This window comes from Methylopila henanensis (assembly GCF_042681025.1).
Lineage (GTDB): Bacteria > Pseudomonadota > Alphaproteobacteria > Rhizobiales > Methylopilaceae > Methylopila > Methylopila henanensis.
In genome coordinates, this window is the sequence record NZ_JBHUER010000008.1 from 266,179 (window position 1) to 288,248 (window position 22,070).

Sequence of the window (22,070 nt, forward strand, 5' to 3'; positions counted from 1 at the left end):
CCTCAGCCTGCGCGACCGTAGCGCGCGGCGAGCAGCGCCGTGAGCGCGCGGGCGCCCTGGATCTCGCCGCCTTCCGGCCGCCCCGGCTTCGCCGAAGGGTTCCACGCGAACACGTCGAGATGGGCCCAGGTCCTGGCGCGGCCGACGAAGCGGCGCAGAAACAGCGCCGCCGTGATGGAGCCGGCGAAGGCGCCGCCCGAGATATGGTTCACGTCGGCGATCTTGGACGACAGCAGGTCGTCATACGGGTTCCAGAGCGGCATGCGCCAGAGCGGGTCCCGTTCGGCGGCCGCATGGGCCAGAAGCTCGGCCGCGAAGGCGTCGTCGTCGCAATAGAGCGGCGGCAGCTCCGGGCCGAGCGCGACGCGGGCGGCGCCGGTCAGCGTCGCGGCGTCGACGATCAGCTCGGGCGCCTCCTCGTCGGCGAGCGCGAGCGCGTCGGCGAGCACGAGGCGACCCTCCGCGTCGGTGTTGCCGATCTCGACGTTCAGGCCTTTGCGGCTCGGGATGACGTCGCCCGGCCGGAACGCGTCGCCCGAGATCGCGTTCTCGACCGCGCCGACGATGAGCCGCAGCCGCACCGGCAGCTTCGCGCCCATCACCATGTCGGCCGCCGCGATCATGGCCGCCGAGCCGCCCATGTCCTTCTTCATCAGCAGCATGGAGGCGTCGGGCTTGATGTTCAGTCCGCCGGTGTCGAACACCACGCCCTTGCCGACGAGCGTGATCTTCGGCCCGTCTTCCGGCCCCCAGACGAGATCGACGACGCGGGGGCCGCGATGGGCCGCGGCGGCGCGGCCGACCGCATGGACGAGCGGGAAGTTGGCCGCCAGCAGGTCGTCGCCGACGATCGAGGTCACGGACGCGCCATGGCGCTCGCCGAGCGCGCGGATCGCGGCTTCGAGTTCGGCAGGGCCGAGATCGTTCGCCGGCGTGTTGACGAGATCGCGGCCGCGGGCGACCGCCGCGACGGTGCGCTCGACCTCGCCCACGTCGACGCCCTGGGGCGGGACCAGCCGGATCGCCTCGGGCGCTGGCTTGCCGTAACGCCGGAAACGGTACTGTCCGAGCCCGATGGCGAGCGCCGCCAGCCGCGCGTCGCCAGCCGCGCCTTCGAAACGATAAGTCCCCTCGGGAAGCGCGCCGACGAGCTTGCCGGCGAGAAAGGGATCGCGGTCGCGGGCGTCCGTCGCCTCCACGACGAACACCACGCCGGCGAGCCCGCCCTCCGCGGTCGGCGTGACGAGGATCTTGCCCGGCCCCGGCTCGAAGCCGGTCGCCGCGGCCCAAGCGCGCGCTGCCTCCGGCAGCGGCTCGCCGGCCGGCGTCAGCCAGATCGGCGTCGAAGCCTCGGAAGCGGCGGCGAAGATGGTGGACATGAGCGCTCCAGCGTCGGATCGGGACCCGCGCCCTATTCGCATATTTTGCGCCCGCCGGGGACACTGTCTGGGAATGCGAGGCTTGCCCCGTCGCGGCGGGCGCGCCAAACCATGCCCCCCGTCCGCACAACGAGGATGAACGTCCCGATGACCAGCCTGCCTTCCGACATGGCCTTCGTCCGCGCCGACGGCGCCGGAGCGCCGGACGTGCTCAAGCCCGCCCGCGGTCCCCTGCCCGAACCCAAGGACAGCGAGGTGCTGATCGAGGTCGCGGCGGCGGGAGTGAACCGGCCGGACGTCATGCAGCGCAAGGGCATGTACCCGCCGCCTCCCGGCGCGCCGGAGACTCTCGGGCTCGAAGTGGCGGGCCGGGTCGCGGCGCTGGGCGCCGGCGTCGACGCGCTGAAGGTCGGCGACGAGGTCTGCGCGCTGATCGCCGGCGGCGGCTACGCCGAGTACGCGGTCGCCCACGCGTCCAACTGCCTGCCGGTTCCAAAAGGCCTGTCGCTCGTCGAGGCGGCCGCGCTGCCCGAGACCTTCATGACCGTGTGGTCGAACGTGTTCGAGCGCGCAGGCCTGAAGGAGGGCCAGAGCTTCCTCGTCCATGGCGGCACCAGCGGCATCGGCGTGACCGCGATCCAACTCGCGCGAGCCCGCGGGGCGACCGTGTTCGCAACCGCCGGCGGCCCGGAGAAGGTCGCCTTCTGCGAGACGCTCGGCGCGAAGGGGATCGACTACCGCGCGCAGGACTTCGTCGAGATCGTCAAGGAGGCGACCGGCGGCAAGGGCGTGAACGTCATCCTCGACATGGTCGGCGGCGACTACACGGCGCGGAACATCAGGTCGCTGGCGCCGGACGGCGTGCTGGTGCAGATCGCCTTCATGCAGGGGCCGAAGGTGCAGATCGACCTCACCCCCATCATGCTGAAGCGCCTCACCGTCACCGGCTCGACGCTGCGGGCCCGGCCGACCGCGCAGAAGGCCGCCATCGCCGAGGTGCTGAAGCGCGAGGTCTGGCCGCTGATCGAGGACGGCCGGATCAAGCCCGTCGTGCACGCGACCTTTCCGCTGGAGCGGGCGGCCGAGGCGCACGCGCTGATGGAGGCGAGCTCCCACATGGGCAAGATCATGCTGACGACGGGGAAGGCCTGACCGCAGGCCTCACGTTCCGCGCGGCTTGGCGCGGCTCGTGGCCGCGGCGGACGCCGGGTCCTCCGGCCAGACGTGCTTCGGGTAGCGGCCGCGCATCTCGGAACGCACGTCGCGCCACGAGCCCGCCCAGAACGCCGGCAGGTCGCGCGTCACCTGTATTGGGCGGTGCGCGGGCGACAGCAGCCGCAGCACCAGCGGCGCCCGGCCGCCGGCGACCGCGGGGTGCCGGGTGACCCCGAACAGCTCCTGCACCCGCACGTCAAGCGCAGGCCCGTCCTCTCCGGCGTAGTCGATTGGCAGCCGGGAGCCGGACGGCGCGTCGAAATGGGTCGGCGCTTCGGCGTCGAGCCTGCGCCTCAGGGCGTATGGCGTCAGGGCGTCGAGCGCAGCCGCGAGGTCGCCTTCGCCGATGTCGCGAAGCGCCGTCGCGCGGAAAAGGAAGGGCGCGAGCCACTCCTCCACCGAAGCCGACAGCGCGGCGTCCGACAGATCGGGCCAGCCGCCGTCGGGCTCGACGCGGCGCAGGAAACGGACGCGTTCGATCAGCGCACGCATCGGCGGGGTCCAGGGCAGCCGGTCGAGCCCAACCTCGGCGACGCCTCGGGCCAGCGCTGACGCGGTCTCCGGACCGGGCGACACCGGGGTCGGCGCCTCGCTGAGCGTCAGCGCGCCCAGCCGCCGCCGTGCTCGGCCGCGCACGGCCATCGCCTCGGCCGAGAAGGCGACGTCGACGCGGCTCTCGATCGCGCCGCCTGCGGCTTCCGCCACCGCGGCCTCGTCGAGCGCCGCGGCGAGCAGGATGCGGCCTTCCTGCGCGACGCCGGTGAGATCGACGACGGCGAGATAGGACGCGCGAGACAGCGGGTCCGCCGGGTCGACCGCCGCGCCGCGCCCGTTCGCGAGCAGGAAGGCCCCGTTCCGGTCGCGCGACTTGGCGATCCGGTCCGGAAACGCCCGTGCGATCACGAGGCCCGCCCGCGCAGGATCCACCATGCCGGGGCGTCCGCCCGCGGCCGCGAGCCAGCCCGCCGCCAGCCGGCGCGCCGCCTCGGCCCGCGGCCCGCGTTCGCGCCGAAAGCGGTCGAGGCGCGCGCCGATGTCGGCGCTGTCGCCGCCAAGGCCGCGCTCCACCGCAAGCAGCGCGATCTCGGCGCCAAGCGCGCCGTCGCCGGTCGCGACCGCGTCGACGACCAGTCCGCTAAGCCTCGGCGGCAGCGCGATCCGCCGCAGCGACCGGCCGCCTGGCGTGATCCGGCCGTCGGCGTCGAGCGCGCCGAGCGCGCGAAGCGTGACCCGCGCTTCGGCGACCGCGGCCGCAGGCGGCCGGTCGAGAAACCGCAGCGCGGCCGGATCGGTCACGCCCCAGGCCGCGAGATCGAGCAGCAGGCTCGCGAGGTCGGACGCCAGGATTTCAGGCCGGGCGAACGGCTCGAGGCTCTGCGTCGCGGCCTCTTCCCAGAGCCGGTAGCAGACGCCCGGCTCGGTCCGGCCCGCGCGGCCGCGCCGCTGGTCCGCGGAGGCGCGCGACACCCGCACCGTCTCGAGCCGCGTCAGCCCGAGCGCCGGGTCGTGCGCCGCCACGCGGGCGAGGCCGGAATCGACCACGACGCGCACGCCTTCCAGCGTCAGCGAGGTCTCCGCGATCGACGTGGCGAGCACGACCTTGCGGTGTCCCGGACCGGCGGGGGCGATCGCCTCGTCCTGCGCGCGCGGATCGAGCCCGCCATGGAGTTCGATGACCTCCACCTCCGGGCCGAGCTGCACCTCCGCGAGCCGCTCGGCGACCCGACGAATCTCGCCGCGGCCCGGCAGGAAGACCAGCACGCCCCCGGGCTCCTCGGCGAGCGCGCGGCGCACCGCCGCCGCGACGGCGTCCTCGATCCGTCGCCGGGGATCGCGCGGCAGATGGCGGGTCTCGACCGGAAACGACCGGCCCTCGCTTGCGATCACTGGCGCGTCGTCCATCAGCGCGGCGACGCGCGCGCCGTCGAGCGTCGCCGACATCACCACCAGCCGCAGATCCTCGCGAAGCCCGCCCTGCGCGTCGAGCGCCAGCGCGAGGCCGAGATCGGCGTCGAGCGAACGCTCGTGGAACTCGTCGAACAGCACCGCGGCGACGCCCGAAAGCTCGGGATCGTCGACGATCATGCGCGCGAAGACGCCGTCGGTGACGACCTCCACGCGCGTGCGGGAACTGACCTTCGACCCGAGGCGGACCCGAAGCCCGACGGTCTCGCCAACCGATTCGCCCAAGGTGCGGGCCATCCGCTCGGCCGCGGCGCGGGCGGCGAGGCGGCGCGGCTCCAGCACGAGGATGCGGCCGTCCCCTCGCCACGGCGCGCCGAGCAGGGCGAGCGGCACGCGCGTGGTCTTGCCGGCGCCGGGCGGCGCGGCCAGCACGGCGCTCGAACGCCGCTCCAGCGCCGCGAGCAGCTCCGGCAGCACGTCGTCGATGGGCAGGCGATCAGAGGTCATGCGCGTCTTGCCATGCCCGCGCGCGGCGGGCCGCGCAAGCCGGCGTCAGGAGTCGTCGGACAGCGGGCGCGCGCGGGCCGCGATCCGGCGCTTCAGGTCGACCCGCTCGCGAGTGGAGACGCCCAGCAGCTCGGCGACGCGCCACACCACATTGTCCTCAAGCTCATGCACGGCGCCGTCGGCGAACACCAGCTCCCACATCATCTCCACGACGCCGGCCCGCCCCGGCCCGTCGAGCGCACGTTTCAGGACGCTGGTGAAGGCGTAGAGGTCGACCGACTCCTCGTCGCGCCGGCGCGCCAGGGCGATGAGTTCGTCGGTCTCGGCGTCGGAAAGACCGAAGCGGCTCTTGAGGATGTCGTGGAGCCGCTCGCGTTCGTGCGGCTCCGCGACGCCGTCCACGTCGATCAGGTGCACAAGCAGCGCGGCGGTCGCGACACGCGGGTCGGAGGCCGCGAAGCGGGACCCGAATTCGTCGCCCGCGCCGGCGAGCTCGGCCATGAAGGAACGGATGGAATCGAACATGGGCGCCCACGGCAGGATCGGGGCTCGCGACGCGCGAGCCTTATCATCCGATATATGCCGAAGGCCCGCGGACGCGAGGCGCCGCGGCGCAACACCGCCGGGTAAAACGTCACAGATCGAGGAGATGGTGCCGCTTACGTGACTCGAACACGTGACCCCATCATTACGAATGATGTGCTCTACCAACTGAGCTAAAGCGGCGACGGCGCTGTCCTAGCGAAACCGTCGCCGCAATGCAAGGCGGCCGCGCTCAGTACGTCGGGCGGTTCGCCGGAAAGGCGCGGGCGGCCGGCGCGTCGACAGGCTCGACCGCGTTCGGTCCCGGATCGTCGGGCGCACGCGGCAGCGGGAACACCGCGGCGGTCGGACGCGGCGGCGCGGCGCGCGGCTCGATCACCTCCACCTTGGCCGGCGCGACGAGCGGAGCGGGCTCCGGCGCGGGCGGCGCCTTGGCTTCGGGCTTCGGTTCAGGCTTGGCCTCGGTCTTCGCCGCAGGAGCGGGCGACGGCGCGGCCGGCGCGTCGTCCTTGAGCTCCGGCATCCTGCGCGGCAGCACCGACGCCGGCGCGGACACCGCGACCGGCAGGTTCGCGTCGCGGGGCGCCTGCTCGAGCCAGGCGTCGGCCGCGAGCTTCGGCCTGCTCTCCTCGACAGGCGTCTTCCAGACGAAAGCGTCGAGCTGGCCCGTCACCGGCGACACCGGCGCCCAGATCTCGCTCGCCACGCCGTCCGCGACCCAGATCGGATCGCGCGGCGCGCGCAGCGCTCGGGCGAGCCATTCGCGCGACGCGCCGGCGTCGCCGCGCTCCAGATCCTCGAGCTCAGCCATCAGCAGGCAGGCGCGCGCCGTCGGGCGCTTCGCCAGCAACTTGTCGAGCGAGCCGCGCGCGACATCGAACTCGCGGGCCGCGAGAGCTGCCCTCGCCACGGCGATCAGGCCCTCCGGATCGTCGCCGGACCGCTCGCACAGCGCCTTGGCGCGCTTCAGCTTGTCGCGCGCCGGATCGCCCGGCCGAACATGGACATAGACCTCGGCGAGATCGGGATGGGTCGCCTTGCTCCACGTCGCCTCGACGATCTTGGAGGCCTTGCGCGGCTCGCCCTGCTCGGCGAGCAGCCGGCCGGCGAGCGCGGCGGCGGGCGCGAAGTCGGGCGCAAGGCCATGCGCCTCGCGCGCCCGCTTGATCGCGAGGGTCGGGTCGGACACGGCGCCGTCGGTCGCCTGGGCCGTCAGCAGCACGGCCCGGCGGCGCTTGGCGTCGGCCTTCTCGATCAGACGGTTCGCGGACATGCGCTCGAGCGTGGACAGAGCGCCGGCCCAGTCGCTCTCGGCGCACTGGAAATCGAACAGCGCCTGCGCCGCCCACGGCGTCTGCGGCGACTGGCGGGCGGCCTCCTCGGCGAGCTGCTTGGCGGCGGCGCGGTCTCCCCGGCGCTCAGCCTCGATGAAAAGGCCGCGCAGGCCGAGCGCGCGGGTTTCCGGCGCGTCGGTCATGGCGCGGAACGCGGCCTCGGCGCCGTTGCGGTCGCCGGAGAGCTGCGCCGCCTGCGCCGCGAGCACCAGCGTCAGCGGCTCCTTGCCGAGCAGCTTGCGCGCTTCGGAGGCTTCACGGTTGGCGAGGCGCGCGTCGCCCGTGCCGACCGCGACCACGCCGCGGGCGATCGCCTGATAGCCCTTGGAGCGCCGCCGGTTGCGCCGGAACAGCGCGAAAGCCTCCGGCCCCGCCAGGATCCAGCGCATCACGTTCCAGAGGATCACCGTCGCGCCGGACACGACCGCGATGAAGGCCGCGGCCACGGCGACGCTGGTCTCCAGGCGGTAGCCCTGCCAGGTCAGCACGATCTCGCCGGGCCGGTCGACGATCCATGTGGCGGCGAAGGCGAAGACGCCGACCAGAGCGAGGTACAGCAGGACGCGGATCATTGTCGGCGGACCCTCAGTTCGAGCCGAGACGGGAGAGCGCGGCGGATCGGGCGTCGCCCACCGCCGCTTCCGCGTCGAGGCGGGCCTTGGCCTTGGCCGCCCATGCGTCCGTCGCCGATTTCGCGGCGTCGTCGAGCCCGTCGCGCTCGGCGAGCGCCCCGGCGAGGTCGCCCTTCGCGGCCTTCGCGACGATTCGCAGACGGACCTCCGCGGGCGAAGAGCCGGCCGGCGCTTCGGCCGGCGTGACCTTCACGACCGATCCCGCGCTAGCGAGGAAACGGTCGAACACCGACGCGCCTTCGGCCGGACGGATGGGCGGGAGCGCGGCGACGACGTCCCGCAGTTCGGCCGCGAGCGCGGCGCGCGTGGGCGCGCCGGCGGCCGCGGTCGCGTCCAGCGGAGCGAGCGGATCGCCGCCCCCGGCCGCCTTCGCCGCGGCGAGCTCGTTCGCGAACGGCCGTCCGGCGGCGAGCGCCTGGTCGAGAGCGCCGAGCGCCACCACGAGCCGGGCGTCCGGATCGCCCACCGGCCGGGCCTTCAGCTCGGTCTCCAGCGCGCCGATCTTGTCGGAGATCGGCCGCAGCGCCTGCTCGATGGCGGCGCCGATCCCGTCGATGCGCGCCCCGACCTGCTGCAGGGCCTGCGCCGAGGCGGTGTCGCCGAGCTTGCCCTCGATCGTGTCGATCCGCTTGCCGAGCGCGTCGACCGCGCCGGTGTCGACCTGAACGGCCGGGGATCGGTTCGCGATCTCCTGAAGCTGCGCTTCCAGCGCCCGCGAACGGTCGGCCGCAGCCTTCGTCAGTTCGTCGATCTTGGCGTCGATGGCGCTGGTGTCCGCCGCCGGCGCCGGCTGGCCGGACTGCTCCCGCAGCGCCGCGAGTTCCCGCGCGACCGCGTCGAGCTTCGCCTCGGTCGCGACGAGCCGCGAGCTATCGGCCGGCGGCGCGCCGATCAGGTCGCGCCCGAACAGCGCGACGGCGCCGACGGCGACGCCCGCGCCGATCAGTCCCGCAAGAGCGAGACCGAGGACGCCCGCGCCGCCCGAAGTTGCGGGCGCCGGTTCGGTCTTCGGCGCAGACGACGGAGACGTGACGCCTGCGGACGGCTTCGCCGACTGCGAAGCGGACGAAGCCGAAGAGGTGGTCGAAGGGCCGGACGTCGGCTTGGCGGCGGCGGACGAAGCGCTCGTCGCGCCCGGCGCGGCGGCGCCCGAGGCGGCGGGGCCTGACGAAGGCTTCGCTCCGGTCTCGCCCGGCTTCGGCGCGGACCCTGTCGCCGCCGGCGCGGTCGACGTCGACGAGGGGGAAGCTCCCGTCCCGCCGGCCGCAGGGGAAACCGGCGTCGTCCTGGCGGCGCCCGTCGAGGCCACAGACGCCGCAGCGGCCGTCGAGGGCGCGGCGGCCGGCTTCGACTCGGCCGGCTTGGGCGCGGGCTTCGCGTCCTCAGGCTTCGCAGCGGCCGACGGCCCGGACTTCGGAGCCTCCTTCGGCGTCACGTCGGTCGCGGAAAGGTCGAGCGTCGGCGACTTCGGCCGGGCGGGAGAGCCGGTCGATCCCGTCTTCTGCTCGGGGCCTTTCGGATCGGCCATGGGGGCTGCTCCTTCGAGTCGCGGAAGACGAAGACTGAGCCGCGGCGCAGGCTCGACGCCCTACTTAGAACGCCCCGCGCCGGAAGGCGAGGCGTCGCGGATCAATCGGTCGAGCGCGGCGAGCAAAGCAGGCTCGTCGGGACGGTCGGCGACCGCGACCGATGGGCAGCCCGCGGCCAGCAGAGGTTCGGCGACGCGCAGCGCGAGCGCGGCGTGCGGCAGCGCGCGGACGGCGTCGCCGAGCCCGATCGCTTCCGTGAGCGAGATGAAGGTCTCGGCGATGCGCCGCGAATGGTGCAGCACAGCGGCGGGCCGCCCGGCGCGCAGCGTCTCGATCGCCGGCTCCGGCAGTCGCGTCGCCGCGACGGCGCGGTACAGCTCGACCACGTCGACCCTGTGACCATGCGTCCCGAGCGCGCCCGCGACGTCGAAGGCCCGGTCGGCGCCCGCCGCGTGCAGGAACCGCGCGGGCGCTGAAAAACGCGCGACCGCCTCGGCCACCAGCGACCGCCCGTCGCCGTCGGCGACATGGACGACGGCGAATCCGGCCTCACGGCCCGCCGCCGCGGTGCGGTCGCCGACCGCGATCAGGGGAGCCTCGACGAGGCCCGCGATCTCGGACCGGTTTCTCAGCTTGCGCAGGCCGTTCGCGCTCGTGGCGAGCACAGCGTCGAACGGACCTTCGGGTATGGGCGAATCCATCGCCTCGATCGACAGCACCGGCGCGAGCACGGCGCGGAAGCCGAGCCGGTCGAGCGCCTCCGCGGTGCGGGCCGCGGCGCGTTCGGGCCTTAGAACCAGAACGTCCATCGGTGTCCGCCTCAGCCGAAGGCCGCGAGCAGGTCGGGCGGCGTGCGCCCCTTCACGTCGCGCCCGACCTCCGCGCCGATCAGCGCCGCGTCGGCCGCCGAGCCCGCCCCCTCGCCCTCGACTGTCCGGGCGCCGTCGCCGGAGAGCACCAGCCCGCGGAACGAGAGCCCGCCGCCGGCGTCGACCCGCGCGAGGCCCGCGATCGGCGTGCGGCAGGAGCCGTCGAGCACGGCGAGGAAGGCGCGTTCGCAGGCGAGCGCCGCCGCGGTCGCGAAATGGTCGAGCGGCGCCAGCGCGGCGCGGACGCGGACGTCGGCGGCCCGCGCCGTGACCGCGATCGCGCCCTGCCCGAGCGCCGGCGGGAAGATCGCCTCGTCGAGGATCTCGGTCGCGTGGTGGGCGAGACCAAGCCGCGTGATGCCGGCGAGCGCGAGCAGGGTGGCGGCCACCTCGCCGCGGCCGAGCTTGTCGAGCCGCGTCTGAACGTTGCCGCGGAACGGCACGATCTTCAGATCCGGGCGCCGGCGGAGCGCCAGCGCGCCGCGCCGAAGCGAGGCGGTGCCGACGATCGCTCCTTCCGGCAGCGCGTCGAGCGTCGGCGCCGCGCCGCCGATGAGGACGTCGCGCACGTCGGCGCGCTCGAGCGTCGCCGCAAGCGCCGTTCCCGGCGCGAGCTCCGTGGGCAGGTCCTTCGCCGAATGCACCGCGAGGTCCACGCGGTCGTCGAGCAGCGCCTCGTCGATCTCCTTGACGAACAGACCCTTGCCGCCGGCCTCGCTCAACGGGCGGTCCTGGATGGCGTCGCCGGTGGTCTTGATGCTGACGATCTCGACCGCCTCCGGCGCAAGGCCGTGCGCGGCGACCAGGTCGTCGCGCACGCGGTTGGCCTGCCAGAGCGCGAGCGGGCTGCCGCGCGTGCCGATGCGGAAGGAAGAAGCCATGTCGGGAACCGGGACGCCTCGAACGCCTATTGGGAAAACGCGGCCTGTTTTGAGGGGCGGCGCGGAGCGGGTAAACCCCCAGGGTGAGGAATTCGTCCTTTCGTTAATTCCCTAAATCGTTAAGTCCTGCGCTCGCGATCCCGCAATCCCCGCCTGTCCGGGGCAATCGAAGCCTGAAGCCCATGCTCGTTCTCGGCATCGAGACCACCTGCGACGAGACCGCCGCCGCCGTCGTGCGCCGCGAGGGCGAAGGCCCCGGCGTGGTGCTTTCGAACGTGGTGCGCGCGCAGCTCGACGAGCACGCGCCGTTCGGCGGCGTGGTTCCGGAGATCGCCGCTCGCGCCCATGTGGACGCGCTCGACGGCGTCACGGCGAAGGCGCTCGCCGACGCCGGCGTGGCCTTGAGCGATCTCGACGGCGTCGCGGCGGCCGCTGGGCCCGGTCTTGTCGGCGGCGTCATTGTCGGCCTCACCGCGGCGAAGGCGCTGGCGCTGGCGGCGGGCAAGCCGTTCTCCGCGGTGAACCATCTCGAAGCGCACGCCCTGACCGCGCGGCTGACCGACGGCGTGGGCTTTCCCTACCTGCTGCTGCTCGCCTCCGGCGGGCACACCCAGCTTCTCGCCGTGCTCGGCGTCGGCCGCTACGTCCGGCTCGGAACCACGCTCGACGACGCGCTCGGCGAGGCGTTCGACAAGGTCGCGAAGATGCTGGGCCTCGGCTATCCCGGCGGCCCGCACGTGGAGAGCCGGGCCGCGGCCGGCGATCCCGCGCGCTTTTCCCTGCCGCGGCCGATGTTCGGGCGGGCGGAGCCCAACTTCTCGCTGTCCGGCCTCAAGACCGCCGTGCGGCTCGAGGCGGAGCGCGCGGCGCCGCTTTCGGAAGGCGACGTCGACGACCTCTGCGCCGCGTTCCAGGCGGCGATCGTCGACGTGGTGGCCGACCGCGCCGGCGCCGGCGTCCGCGCCTTCGCCGAGCGCTTCGGCGCGCCCACGGCGCTGGTGGTGGCCGGCGGGGTCGCCGCCAACGGACCGATCCGCGCGGCGCTGAAGAACCTCGCGGAGCAGATCGGCGCGCGGCTGGTCGCGCCGCCGCTCGCGCTCTGCGGCGACAACGGCGCCATGATCGCTTGGGCCGGCGCGGAGCGTCTGGCGCTCGGCCTCGCCGATCCGCTGGACTTCGCGCCGCGCCCGCGCTGGCCGCTCGACGCCGCGGCCGCCCTGCCCGGAGCCAAGGCGTGAGCGGCGTCGCCGTCGTTGGCGCTGGCGCCTGGGGGACCGCGCTCGCGAACGTGGCGGCGGACGCCTCCGCGGCGCCCGTCACCCTGATCGGCCGCGACGCCGCGGCCATGGCCACGATCGCGGCGGCGCGTGAGAACGCCCGCTATCTGCCGGGCGCGCCCTTGAACCCGCATGTGACGCCGACGGCCGCGCTCGACGCCGTCGCCGGCGCCGAGATCGTGCTGCTCGTCACGCCGACGCAGACGCTGCGCGCCGTCGCGGCCGAACTCGCGCCGCGGCTCAAGGCCGGCGCGGCGGTCGTCGCCTGCGCCAAGGGCGTCGAGCGCGGGGCCAACGCGCTGCCGCCCGAGGTGTTGGCCGAGGCGCTGCCGGGCGTCGCGCTCGCGCTGCTGTCGGGCCCGAGCTTCGCCGACGACGTCGTCCGCGGCCTGCCGACCGCGGTGACGCTCGCGGCGTCCGACGAAACGCTTGCGGCGCGGCTCGCGGCGCGGCTCGCGACCCGCAGCTTCCGGCCCTACACCTCGACGGACATGACCGGCGTCGCGCTCGGCGGCGCGGCCAAGAACGTGCTCGCGATCGCGGCCGGCGCGGCCGAGGGCCGCGGCCTCGGTGCCTCGGCGGTGGCGGCGCTGATCGCACGCGGCTTCGCGGAGCTCGCGCGTCTAGGCGCGGCGCTCGGCGCGCGGCCCGAGACGCTGTCCGGTCTGTCCGGCCTCGGCGACCTCGTGCTGACCGCGACGAGCCCGAAGTCCCGCAACTTTGCGCTCGGCCGCGCGCTCGGCCGCGGCGAGCCGGCGCCGGCCAAGCTCGCCGAGGGCGCCGCGACCGCGAGCGCGCTGGTGGCGCTGGCCGACGCCCATGGTGTCGAGCTGCCCATCTCGCGGGCCGTCGCCGCGGTGGTCGCGGGACGCGTCAGCGTCGCGGAGGCGATCGAGAAGCTGCTCGCCCGCCCGCTCAAGGCCGAGGCCTGAGCGCGCCCCGGATGACGCGGTTTTACGGATGGCCGCGGCCTCCGTCGTTCAGGACTTGGGGGGCGGCGTCCGCACGTCGCCCCTTCTGCCAGTCCCACGACCATCGCGGAGGAGGAATGGACGCCATCATCCGGGCCATGCGGGCCGAAGACGTCAGCGACATCTACGAGATCGTCAGCCAGCGCGCGTTCCGCTACTGGACGCTCGCCCTGCCATACGAGTCCTTCGAGGCCGTGAGGCGCTGGCTGGAGACCACGTCGCCGCGCGACCTGCTGCTCTCGGCCGAGATCGACGGCCGCGTCGTGGGCGCCTCGGCGCTGCGCCCGTTCTACGGCCGCCGCTCCCACGCGGCGGAGTTCTGGATCGGCGTGCGGGAGGAGCACGCCGGCAAGGGCGTCGGCTCGCAGCTCCTCGCGGCGATGATCGACACCGCCGACAACTGGCTGAACGTCACCCGGCTGGAGATGACGGTGTTCACCGACAACGAACGGGCGATCGCCCTTTACAAAAAGTTCGGCTTCGAGATCGAGGGCACCCACAAGGCCGCGACCTTCCGCGACGGCGCCTTCGTTGACGCCTACGCCATGGCCCGCCTGCGCTGAGCCCGGCCTCCACCCGTACGGGGCGTCCTCGGCTCAGAGGATCTGGCCGAGGAAGGCGCGGGTGCGTTCGTCCTTCGGGGCGGCGAAGAATTCGGCGGGGGGGCCGTGCTCCACGATCACGCCGCGGTCGGTGAAGTAGATGTGGTCGGCGAGCGAGCGGGCGAAGCCCATCTCGTGGGTGACGAGGATGCAGGTCATCCCCTCCTCCGCGAGCTCGCGGATGGTGACGAGCACCTCCTTCACCGTCTCCGGGTCGAGCGCCGCGGTGACCTCGTCGAACAGCATCACCTCGGGCCGCATGGCGAGCGAGCGGGCGATCGCCACGCGCTGCTGCTGGCCGCCGGAGAGCTCGCCGGGATAGGCGTTCTCCTTGCCCGACAGGCGCACCTTGGCGAGCAGGGCGCGGGCGCGGGCCTCGACCTCGCGCTTGTCCTGCTTCAGCACCTGCACCGGCGCCATCATGACGTTCTGCAGCGCGGTGCGGTGCGGGAACAGGTTGTACTGCTGGAACACCATGCCGACCGTGCGCCGGAGCGCGAGCTTGTCGAGCTTCGGGTCGTTGACCTCGCGGCCGGCGACCGTGATCGAGCCGGAATCGACGCCGACCAGCGCGTTGACGCAGCGGATCAGCGTCGACTTGCCCGAGCCGGACGGGCCGATGACGCAGACCACCTCGCCCTTGCGGACGTCTAACGACACGCCCTTCAGCACTTCGAGCGCGCCGAAGGACTTGCGCACGTCGCGGATGCTGACGATCGGCTGGTCCGGCGTCCATCCGGGCGCCGCGGGCGAAGCTGGGCTGGTCAGGGCGTTGGCTCCCATTGCGTCAGGACTTGACGTTGAAGCGGCGTTCGAGGCGCTGCGTCAACCGCCCGATCGGGTAGCAGTAGAGGAAGAAGCACAGCATCGCGAAGCCGTAGAGCGGCGCGAGCAGCTCGGGCCGGCCGCCCTCGGCGGCGTGGACCTCGGAGGTCAGGGTCAGCATTTCCGACACGCCGACGATCGAGGCCTGCACCGTCGCCATCGTGACGAGCGAATAGAGGTTCATCCACGGCGGCAGCATGCGCTTCACGCATTGCGGCAGGATGATGCGCCACAGCGTCTGCCGCCGCGAGAAGGCGAGCGACTCCGCGGCCTCCCACTGGCCGCTCGGCAACGAACGCACCGCCCCGCGCAGGATCTCCGAGACGTTCGCCATCACCGGCAGCGAGAAGCCGATCACCGCCTTCACCCAGTCCGGAAACGGGATGACGTAGCCGAAGACCCGGAACTGGAACGGGATCATGAACATCGCGAAGAACAGCAGCACCAGCCAGGGCGCGTTGCGGAAGAACTGGGTCGCGGCCCAGGCGACCCGGGCGAGCGGACGGTTCGTCCCGATCTGCGCGAGGCCGAGCGCGAGGCCCGCGACCGTGCCGAGCGTCATCGCGAGCAGCGAGATCGCGACGTTGAACAGGAAGCCCTGCAACAGCAGCGGGGACCATTTGAGGATCACCTCGAACGCGGAGGGCGCCGCCGGCGCGCCTTGCGCGTGCGCCGCGCCGCCGACCAGCGCGAGCGCGCCGACGATCCCGACGCAATGGACCAGCGTCAGTTTCGGGAAGCCGCGCGGCGCGGGCGGCGCGACCGGATGCAGAACCGCGAGGGGCCGGCCCGTCATCGCGCCGCCCCCTGGCCATAGCCCGGAATGGCGAGCCGGCGCTCCCAGCGGTGCATAATCCAGACCAGCACGCCGACGAGCGCCACGTAGACCAGCAGCAGCACGATCATCATCGTCGGCACGTTCTGCGAATCCGTCCATATCTGCTTCGAGACGTAGAGCGTCTCCGGCACCGCGATGGCGTAGGCGAGCGTGGTGGTCTTCAACAGGTTGACAAGGTTGTTGTTCAGCGCCGGCAGGCAGACGCGCAACGCGAGCGGCAGCACCACATGCAGGTACACGCCGAGCCGGCTGTAGCCGAGCGACTCCGCCGCCTCGATCGTGGAGCGCGGCACGGCCTCGATCCCCGAGCGGAAGATCTCGACGTTGAACGCGCCGGCGAACAGCGACAGCGAGATGATCGCCCACTGCACGTTGCTGAACAGCGGCGCCCGCATGCCGTCCATGTCCTCGACGTAGGGCAGCAGAGGGCTGAGGCCGAAGTAGAAGAAGAAGATCTGCACCAGCGGCGGCGTGTTGCGGAACACGACGACGAAGCCGTCGACCAGCCCGCGCAGAAGCCGCAGCGGCGAGCCCTGCGCCCAGGCGCCGACCGCGCCGATCACGATGCTGATCAGCACGCTGGCCGTGCTGAGATAGATCGTCATGCCGAGACCGGAGACGAACCTCTGCCGGTCATAGGCGTCGTAGACGATGGTGAGGTTTACGCCCGTGGTCTCATAGAGCGTGCGGAACCACTCAGCTAACGCGTCCATCGATGCTCGCGGTCAGACGACATGCGGCCGGGCGCGGGAACGCGCCCGGCGGAAGACGTTCGCACAGGGCGCTCAGCTGCCCTTGTGCTGCTCGTGCATGCGCTTGGAGTAGTCGGTCGGCTCGATGCCGTACTTCTTCTCCAGCGCGACGACGGCGCCGGTCTTCATCCAGTCGAGAGTGATCGTGGTGAGCTCCTTGGCGAAGGCGTCCTCGCCGTTCTTCACCGCCATGATCCACGGCGCCTCGAGAATGCCGGGCAGCGGCATCCCGTAGCCCTCGTTCCATTCGGCGTCGATCAGCTTCCCCTGCACGAAGGTCTGGTCGTAGAGGTAGCCGATGCACTCGCCCTGCTTGAGCGCGAACAGCGGCTTCTCAGACCCGTCGAACGCCTTCACGTCCACGCCGTACTTCGCCGAGACCTCCTTGTTGTACCAGGCGCCGGAGGTGGCGCAGAGCGTCTTGCCCTTCAGCTCGTCCCAATTCGTATACTTGGCCTTCTTCGACATCAGCACGTTGACGCTGTCGGAATAGTACTGCGGGTCGATCGCCTGCACGCTCTTCCGCCGCTCCGGCTTGTCCGACATGGTGGCGATCATCAGATCGATCTTGCCCTGCTGCAGGAACTCGATGCGGTTCGCGGACATCACGGGAACCAGCTCGAGCTTCACGCCAAGGCGCTTGGCGACGTCGGCCGCGAGATCCGGCTCGATGCCGACGATCGCGCCGGTCGGGTCGCGATATCCGAAGGGCTTGTAGTCGGCCTTCACCCCAACGACGAGGACGCCCTTCTCCTTGACCTGAGACAGAACGTCAGCCGCGGCGGGAGCGGCGCCGGCGACCAGCGCCGCGCAGGCCGCGAGTACAAGCTTCATCATTGGGTAGGCCCTCAACCATGCGCGACCGCCCGCATCGGCGGCTCGCCTAAAGTCTAAGCCTACTCAATTTGACGCCTGCGTCAATACGCGGGTCCGGATTGTCCGACGTTTTGTGATCGGCCGGCCCGGCCTCAGGCGCCGGACCAGGCCGGAATCCGGCGCCCCAGCCGCTCCTCGATCGCCTCGACCGTCGGGCGCAGCAGGCTTCGCAGTTCGGCGATCGTCGCGGACGAGACCGGATTGCTCTCCCTCAGCTCCGCGTCGCCTTCGTTGGAATGCGGAAAGCCGACCTTTGCCGGCGCCCGGACGCCGAGAAACCCGAAGGTCTCCGCGATGTCGGGTCGCGCGCCCTCGAGCACCTCCTCGAAGATCAGGATCCGCATCTGCCCGCTCGGGAAGCGGGCGAAATTGTCGAGATGCTTCTGGTACTCGGAGCGATAGACATAGGCCGTCTTGGCGTTGCGGCGTTCGAGCGCCACGCGGTTGTCGATCGCGTGCTCGAGCGCGGGCGCGTCGTCGCGACGGCGCCGGGCGTGGTAGTAGTTCGACACCGCGCGCGCCACCGGGTCCCTGAAGATCCAGAGGATCCGAGCGTCCGGATTGTAGTCGGCGATGCGCGCCGCCCCTTGCGCGGAGAAGCCGTAGGACGGGCTCTTCTCGCCGCGCCGCACGCCGGGCCGCGCCGGCCCGAACTGGGCGTGGTACCAGTCGAACCCGCGCGCGAAATTGTCGTCGTTGTCGAAGAAATGCATCTCGCGCGGACAGGCGTCCACGTCCGGCGAGCGCCCCAGCACCGACCTCAGGCTGGTGGTCCCGGACTTCATCGCGCCCACGATGAAGAAGTCGACCCGATCGCTCGTCATAGGTCCCGTCCCCGAGCGCCCGCCGTCTTTGTCACTCAGCCGCGTCCTTGACGGGGCGCGCCGTGGCGAGCTTGAGCCGCGCCCGGCGCCCGGCGGGCACCTCGACCGTCGCCCCGGATCGATCGACCCGCGTGCGGGCCGGCGTTTCGCGCATGTCGAACGCGCCGAAGCCGCGGATGTTGACGATGCGGCCCTGGTCGAGCGCCTCGGCGATCAGGTTGAAGGTCGCGTCCATCACCTTGAGCGCCTCGGCGCGCGGCACGCCCGTGGTCTTCACGACGGCGTCCGCCAGATCGCGTCGGGTGACTTTGCCCAGGTTGTCGCTCATGTCCGTCTCCTCATCGTCTTGTCCGGTCGGCGGCCGTCACTCGTCGTCGAGCGCGACATCGGTCCGGCCGGCTTCGAAGCGCCCGCTCTTGATCTTGTCGCGCAGCTTCTGCGCGCGCGTCTGGCGCGGCCTTATCTCGACGGCGTCGTCGAGCAGGCGAAGCGCGATCTCGGTCCGGCCCGCGCGGGCGTGCAGCGAAGCGAGCGCGCACAGCGCCGCATAGTGCTTCGGCCGCACTTCGAGACAACGCTCATAGGCCGCCAGCGCCTCGTCGTACATTTCGCGCCGCAGGAACAGGTGGGCCTGGAAATCGGCGAAGGCGATCGAGCCCGGCGCCCGCTTCGTCGCCTTCGCCGCCTGCTTCGCGGCCTCCTCGAGCTTGCCCTGGTCCGCCCAGACGCGCGCCAGCATGTAGTTCGCCGCCGGCCAGTCGGGCTGGAGCGCGAGCGTCGCGCGCGCGTAGCGTTCGGGGTCGTAGGCCGGGTCCTCACGGTAGACGCCCTCGACGAGGCGTCCGACCAGGCCGCGCAGGAGGGGATCGTCGCAGCGGCGGTCGAGCGGCGTGGAGCACGCGTAATCGCGACCCGCGAGGATCGCGTCGACGCACCGCTCGAACTCGCCGTTCTTCATCAGGTGATGCATGACCATGTGGTCCTGGCCCGCGATCGGCAGAAGCGTCAGGCCGTCCTGCGGCATGCGGTAGACATTGTAGATGTCGACCATGTCGGCCGAGCCGAAGAACACATAGGTCTTCCGCCTCGGCGCGGGAGCGGGCAGGCCGGACAGGTCATCGTAGGGCCCGTTTGGGGCCGCCGCCGGCGTGTGCGGCAGGCGCGGGTCGAGCAGCGTCTGCGGGCAGATCGACACCACGGCGTCGACGTCGAGCTTCTGCCCGAACAGCAGGCTGGCGTAGCCGCCCATGGACGAACCGAAGGCGATCGTCGTGGAAGGCTTCAGGACGCGCAGAACCTCGGCGAGGTAGGCCGCCAGCGGCTCGACGCCCGACAGTTCGGCCGACACGCCACGCTGGTACCAGAGGTTGTCCGGATCGCGCAGGAAGACGCGGTTCAGGGGCCGCGCCATGAACATCTTGTAGTAGCTGAACGAGCGCGCGTTGACGGCGCTGAACACGATCGCCGTCGGCGCGCCGGGCTCGACGACGTCGATCAGCGCCGTGTCGCCGATCGTGATGCGCTCGGGACCGCGTCCATGGGGCAGCGGCGCGCCCCGCGCGGCGAGGCTGACCACGCTCACGACACCGCCTCGAACGGAACGGCCATGCGCGCGCGACGCGCACGCTCCGCGGCGCGCACGAGATCGTCCATGGCGATCTTCCCGATCTCGAGACCGCCGCCGACGGTGGCGTCGACCATCTCGACGCCGCGCCGGGCCAGCGCCTCGCTGACGACGTCGTAGGCGAAATGGCCGGCGCCGCCGGGAGCCCATGTCGCGGTCAGCGAATCCGCCCGCGTCGAAGGCGAGGTGTGCAGCGTCGCATCGTAGAAATAGTTCGAGCCATGGCCGGCGCCGCCGGCGTTGTAGTTGCTGTCGCAGCCGACCAGAGCCATCCGCCGGAAGCCGAGCGCCGCCGCGATCGGCGCGCCGAAGCTCAGGACGCCGGTGCGCCCGTCGTCGAGAAAGCCATCGATGTCGCAAGGCGTCGCGCCCAGGCTGTCGATGAAGCGCTTGAACGGCTTCTCGAACAGCAGGTAGTTGACCTCGAACTCTTGCGACAGTCCGAGCTCATCGAACAGCGGCTTGAAGTAATAGGACGTCCAGAGCGCGGGCCTGTGCTTGAGCTCGCGCAGGCGCGCGAGGTAGCCGGACGGGAAGGCCGGTTTCTGCGTGTTCCAGCCGCCGAAGAACATGTGCGACGCCAGCACGAGATGCTCCGGCGCGACCTGCTCGAAGCGCTCGTGCAGGATGAACCAGTTGAAGCAGAACTTCTCCAGCCCGTGCAGCCGCTCCAGCGGCGTCTCCGCGATCGACGGGCCGTTGCCGATCATGACGCAGGTCGGCTCCTCGCCCGCGATGGGCGCGAGCACAGGCGTCCGGCGGTCGTTCGCCGTGTCCCGGCGGAAGGATTTCAACCTGCTGCGATACAGCAGCCGCCTGTACTGGTCCGTCCAGATCTTCGGATAGGGGAGCGCCTTGACGTTGTATTCCTGCACCAGCTCGTCGTTCAGATAGAGCTGCGTGTTCCAGGGCTTCGCGCCGGCGAAATGGACGATCGACACGCCCTCCAGATTCCCGCCGAGATGCCGGATCACGTACTTCACATTGCAGTTGTAATTGGTCTCCAGCAGCGTCAGCGGCTTGTCCCGCAGCAGCATGTTCCAGGTCTTCTGGTCGGCGAAACGGTCGATCAGATCGTTGAGCGGGAGAAGGCTGGCCTTGGCCGTCTCCCTCGCCTCCTCGAAAGCCTCGGCGGTGAGCTGGCTCTTCGGGATCGAGATCACCCCGCTGTTGACGATGTAGGCGCCGGTGTAGGGCGACATCGCGACGTACTCGCGGTCGCCGCAGTCGAGGCAGGCGCGGAAGTCGTCGCCGCCGCCCTCCCACAGCGCGCTGATGTCGTCGATGACCAGAAGGTCGCTGTCGAAGACGACCACGCGCTCGTATTCGCCGTGCGTGAAGGCGAACAGGTTCATGTAGCCGAGCTTGCCGATGCGCTTGTGGTTGTCGCTCTCGCGGGCGGTCAGCTCCAGCCAGTCCATGTCCGGCGTGAAGAAGCGGATGCGGGGATAGACGTCGAGCAACTGGCGCTGAAGGAACCCGGTCAGCGTGCCGTCGTGGTAGACGAGCACGTCCGACGCGAAGTCGGGATAGACGTCGAGCAGCGACAGCAGCAGTCCTGTGAGGCCGGGCGCGAAACGGTCGTTCGCGACGGTCAGGAACGCGACCTCTGCGGGCGGCGTGCGCCGTTCCGGAAGGCGCTTGTGCATCAGCGGCGTGTGGCGCTGGACCAGCAGCTCCTGCTCGGTCGTGCTGAGCTTCTCGCCCTGCTCGAGCCTCGCCCGCACTTCGGGCGCCCGCTGCCGCCGCAGATGCTCGAGCCGGTGGAAATTGGCGTAGGAGAACAGCTTGGCGGCGAGCTCCGCCGGGGCGAGCGCGACGGGCTTCGCCGTTTTCTCGCGCGCCGGCAGGCCAAGCTCCCGGCCGAGCCGGTCGAGCGCCGTCTGCAGCGCGTCGACGCCGGACGCGACCCGCTTGGCGTCGAAGTTCTCGAGGACCGGACGGGCGGCCTCCGCGGTTTGGCGCGCCTCGACGTCGAGCATGCGGAGCTCGAGCTCCTTCAGCCGCTCGCGCAGTTCGTCGCGCTGCTTGCGCATGCGCGCGCGCTCGACCTTGGCCTCGTCGCGCTCCGCCCGCGCCTTGTCCCGCTCCGCGATGGCCTTGTCGCGCTGGCGCGCGGCCTTGCCCGGACGCTTGATCTCTTCGGAGAGCCCTTCGCCCGCCTCGCCGGACGGGACGTCCTGCTGGGATGATGCGGAAACCGTAGGTTCGCCGTCGTAGGACCGAGACTTTTCGTCGGCCTCCGGCTTGGGCGCCGCGGCGCGCCGTTCCGCAGCCGTCGGCTTCAGTATCGCCGACACGACCGATCCCATCCCCATGCGCCGGGACACGAGCTTCACAAGACCGCCGGAGCGAGCGGGCGCAGGGCTATCCTGGGGCGTGCTCGTGGCGTCGGCGTCCGGCCCCGCAGCGTCATGCTCGGCCTGCGTCTTCGACTGGGCGTCGTGTGCGGTCATGCATCCGGACTGTTGCGCGATCGTGCCAGGCCGGGCGCAATCGCCAGCCTCGCCGCATCCGACAGTGCGACGCACGATCTCTTGAGCCCCAACTCATCTATCATCGTGGGATGATCTCGTTCAACCATGACGTCCTCATGGCCGCCCAAGCAAGATCACGAATGTCACCTTATTTTTTCTGTCATTTATATATAGATATAAGCCTCCCGAAGTCGCGAGAAACCAGACCGG

Annotated in this window: 19 protein-coding genes and 1 tRNA gene; 4 read left to right on the top strand and 16 right to left on the bottom strand. The window is 71.7% G+C overall.

All coding sequences use genetic code 11. The annotated features are described in order from the left end of the window. Nucleotides 1-2 precede the first annotated feature (2 nt). A complete protein-coding gene (locus tag ACFSCV_RS11815) occupies nt 3-1,379 on the bottom strand; it encodes a leucyl aminopeptidase family protein (protein ID WP_378799783.1) in 1,377 nt (458 codons plus the stop codon). 147 nt (nt 1,380-1,526) lie between these two features. Here ACFSCV_RS11815 and ACFSCV_RS11820 point away from each other — a divergent pair, with 147 nt between their 5' ends. Then, nucleotides 1,527-2,531: an NAD(P)H-quinone oxidoreductase gene (locus ACFSCV_RS11820; RefSeq protein ID WP_378799784.1), complete on the top strand. Its 1,005-nt coding sequence runs from the start codon at nt 1,527-1,529 to the stop codon at nt 2,529-2,531. 9 nt (nt 2,532-2,540) lie between these two features. Here the strand turns inward: ACFSCV_RS11820 and hrpB are convergent, their stop codons facing one another. The 7 genes from hrpB to hemC form a co-directional block, all read right to left on the bottom strand. Next, a complete protein-coding gene (hrpB, locus tag ACFSCV_RS11825) occupies nt 2,541-5,006 on the bottom strand; it encodes an ATP-dependent helicase HrpB (RefSeq protein ID WP_378799785.1) in 2,466 nt (821 codons plus the stop codon). Nucleotides 5,007-5,051: 45 nt separating this feature from the next. After that, a complete protein-coding gene (locus tag ACFSCV_RS11830; protein WP_378799786.1) occupies nt 5,052-5,531 on the bottom strand; it encodes a tellurite resistance TerB family protein in 480 nt (159 codons plus the stop codon). 125 nt (nt 5,532-5,656) lie between these two features. Beyond that, nucleotides 5,657-5,732, bottom strand: a tRNA-Thr gene (locus ACFSCV_RS11835). A gap of 49 nt (nt 5,733-5,781) precedes the next feature. Then, entirely contained in the window at nt 5,782-7,455 is a 1,674-nt protein-coding gene (locus ACFSCV_RS11840) for a heme biosynthesis protein HemY (protein WP_378799787.1), read from the bottom strand. Between the two features lie 13 nt (nt 7,456-7,468). After that, nucleotides 7,469-9,043 (bottom strand): COG4223 family protein, encoded by a 1,575-nt coding sequence (locus tag ACFSCV_RS11845; RefSeq protein WP_378799788.1) that lies wholly within the window; start codon nt 9,041-9,043, stop codon nt 7,469-7,471. Between the two features lie 60 nt (nt 9,044-9,103). Beyond that, nucleotides 9,104-9,853: a uroporphyrinogen-III synthase gene (locus tag ACFSCV_RS11850; RefSeq protein ID WP_378799789.1), complete on the bottom strand. Its 750-nt coding sequence runs from the start codon at nt 9,851-9,853 to the stop codon at nt 9,104-9,106. Between the two features lie 11 nt (nt 9,854-9,864). Further along, the gene (hemC, locus tag ACFSCV_RS11855; RefSeq protein ID WP_378799790.1) at nt 9,865-10,794 is read right to left on the bottom strand and encodes a hydroxymethylbilane synthase; all 930 of its coding nucleotides are present in this window, start codon (nt 10,792-10,794) and stop codon (nt 9,865-9,867) included. A gap of 182 nt (nt 10,795-10,976) precedes the next feature. On the opposite strand from hemC, the gene tsaD reads away from it, so the two are divergent. From tsaD to ACFSCV_RS11870, 3 genes are all read left to right on the top strand, one after another. Beyond that, the gene (gene tsaD, locus ACFSCV_RS11860) at nt 10,977-12,032 is read left to right on the top strand and encodes a tRNA (adenosine(37)-N6)-threonylcarbamoyltransferase complex transferase subunit TsaD (protein ID WP_378799791.1); all 1,056 of its coding nucleotides are present in this window, start codon (nt 10,977-10,979) and stop codon (nt 12,030-12,032) included. Then, entirely contained in the window at nt 12,029-13,003 is a 975-nt protein-coding gene (locus ACFSCV_RS11865; protein ID WP_378799792.1) for an NAD(P)H-dependent glycerol-3-phosphate dehydrogenase, read from the top strand. The genes tsaD and ACFSCV_RS11865 overlap by 4 nt, the downstream gene beginning before the upstream one ends. A 116-nt stretch (nt 13,004-13,119) precedes the next feature. After that, entirely contained in the window at nt 13,120-13,605 is a 486-nt protein-coding gene (locus ACFSCV_RS11870; protein ID WP_378799793.1) for a GNAT family N-acetyltransferase, read from the top strand. A gap of 33 nt (nt 13,606-13,638) precedes the next feature. Here ACFSCV_RS11870 and ACFSCV_RS11875 read toward each other — a convergent pair whose 3' ends face one another. From ACFSCV_RS11875 to ACFSCV_RS11910, 8 genes are all read right to left on the bottom strand, one after another. After that, nucleotides 13,639-14,427 carry an amino acid ABC transporter ATP-binding protein gene (locus tag ACFSCV_RS11875; RefSeq protein ID WP_378799794.1) on the bottom strand — a complete coding sequence of 263 codons (789 nt, stop codon included), beginning with the start codon at nt 14,425-14,427 and terminating at the stop codon, nt 13,639-13,641. Between the two features lie 4 nt (nt 14,428-14,431). Next, the gene (locus tag ACFSCV_RS11880) at nt 14,432-15,265 is read right to left on the bottom strand and encodes an amino acid ABC transporter permease (protein ID WP_378799795.1); all 834 of its coding nucleotides are present in this window, start codon (nt 15,263-15,265) and stop codon (nt 14,432-14,434) included. After that, nucleotides 15,262-16,020 carry an amino acid ABC transporter permease gene (locus ACFSCV_RS11885; RefSeq protein ID WP_378799796.1) on the bottom strand — a complete coding sequence of 253 codons (759 nt, stop codon included), beginning with the start codon at nt 16,018-16,020 and terminating at the stop codon, nt 15,262-15,264. The genes ACFSCV_RS11880 and ACFSCV_RS11885 overlap by 4 nt, the downstream gene beginning before the upstream one ends. 72 nt (nt 16,021-16,092) lie before the next feature. After that, entirely contained in the window at nt 16,093-16,896 is an 804-nt protein-coding gene (locus ACFSCV_RS11890; RefSeq protein WP_378799797.1) for a transporter substrate-binding domain-containing protein, read from the bottom strand. A gap of 131 nt (nt 16,897-17,027) precedes the next feature. After that, complete coding sequence (locus tag ACFSCV_RS11895; RefSeq protein WP_378799798.1) at nt 17,028-17,759, bottom strand: sulfotransferase family protein; 732 nt, start codon at nt 17,757-17,759, stop codon at nt 17,028-17,030. Nucleotides 17,760-17,790: 31 nt separating this feature from the next. Then, complete coding sequence (locus ACFSCV_RS11900; protein ID WP_378799799.1) at nt 17,791-18,087, bottom strand: HU family DNA-binding protein; 297 nt, start codon at nt 18,085-18,087, stop codon at nt 17,791-17,793. Nucleotides 18,088-18,123: 36 nt separating this feature from the next. After that, entirely contained in the window at nt 18,124-19,341 is a 1,218-nt protein-coding gene (locus tag ACFSCV_RS11905; protein WP_378799800.1) for a tetratricopeptide repeat protein, read from the bottom strand. Continuing rightward, nucleotides 19,338-21,839, bottom strand: a complete 2,502-nt coding sequence (locus ACFSCV_RS11910) for a glycosyltransferase (RefSeq protein WP_378799801.1) — start codon at nt 21,837-21,839, stop codon at nt 19,338-19,340. The genes ACFSCV_RS11905 and ACFSCV_RS11910 overlap by 4 nt, the downstream gene beginning before the upstream one ends. Nucleotides 21,840-22,070 lie beyond the last annotated feature (231 nt).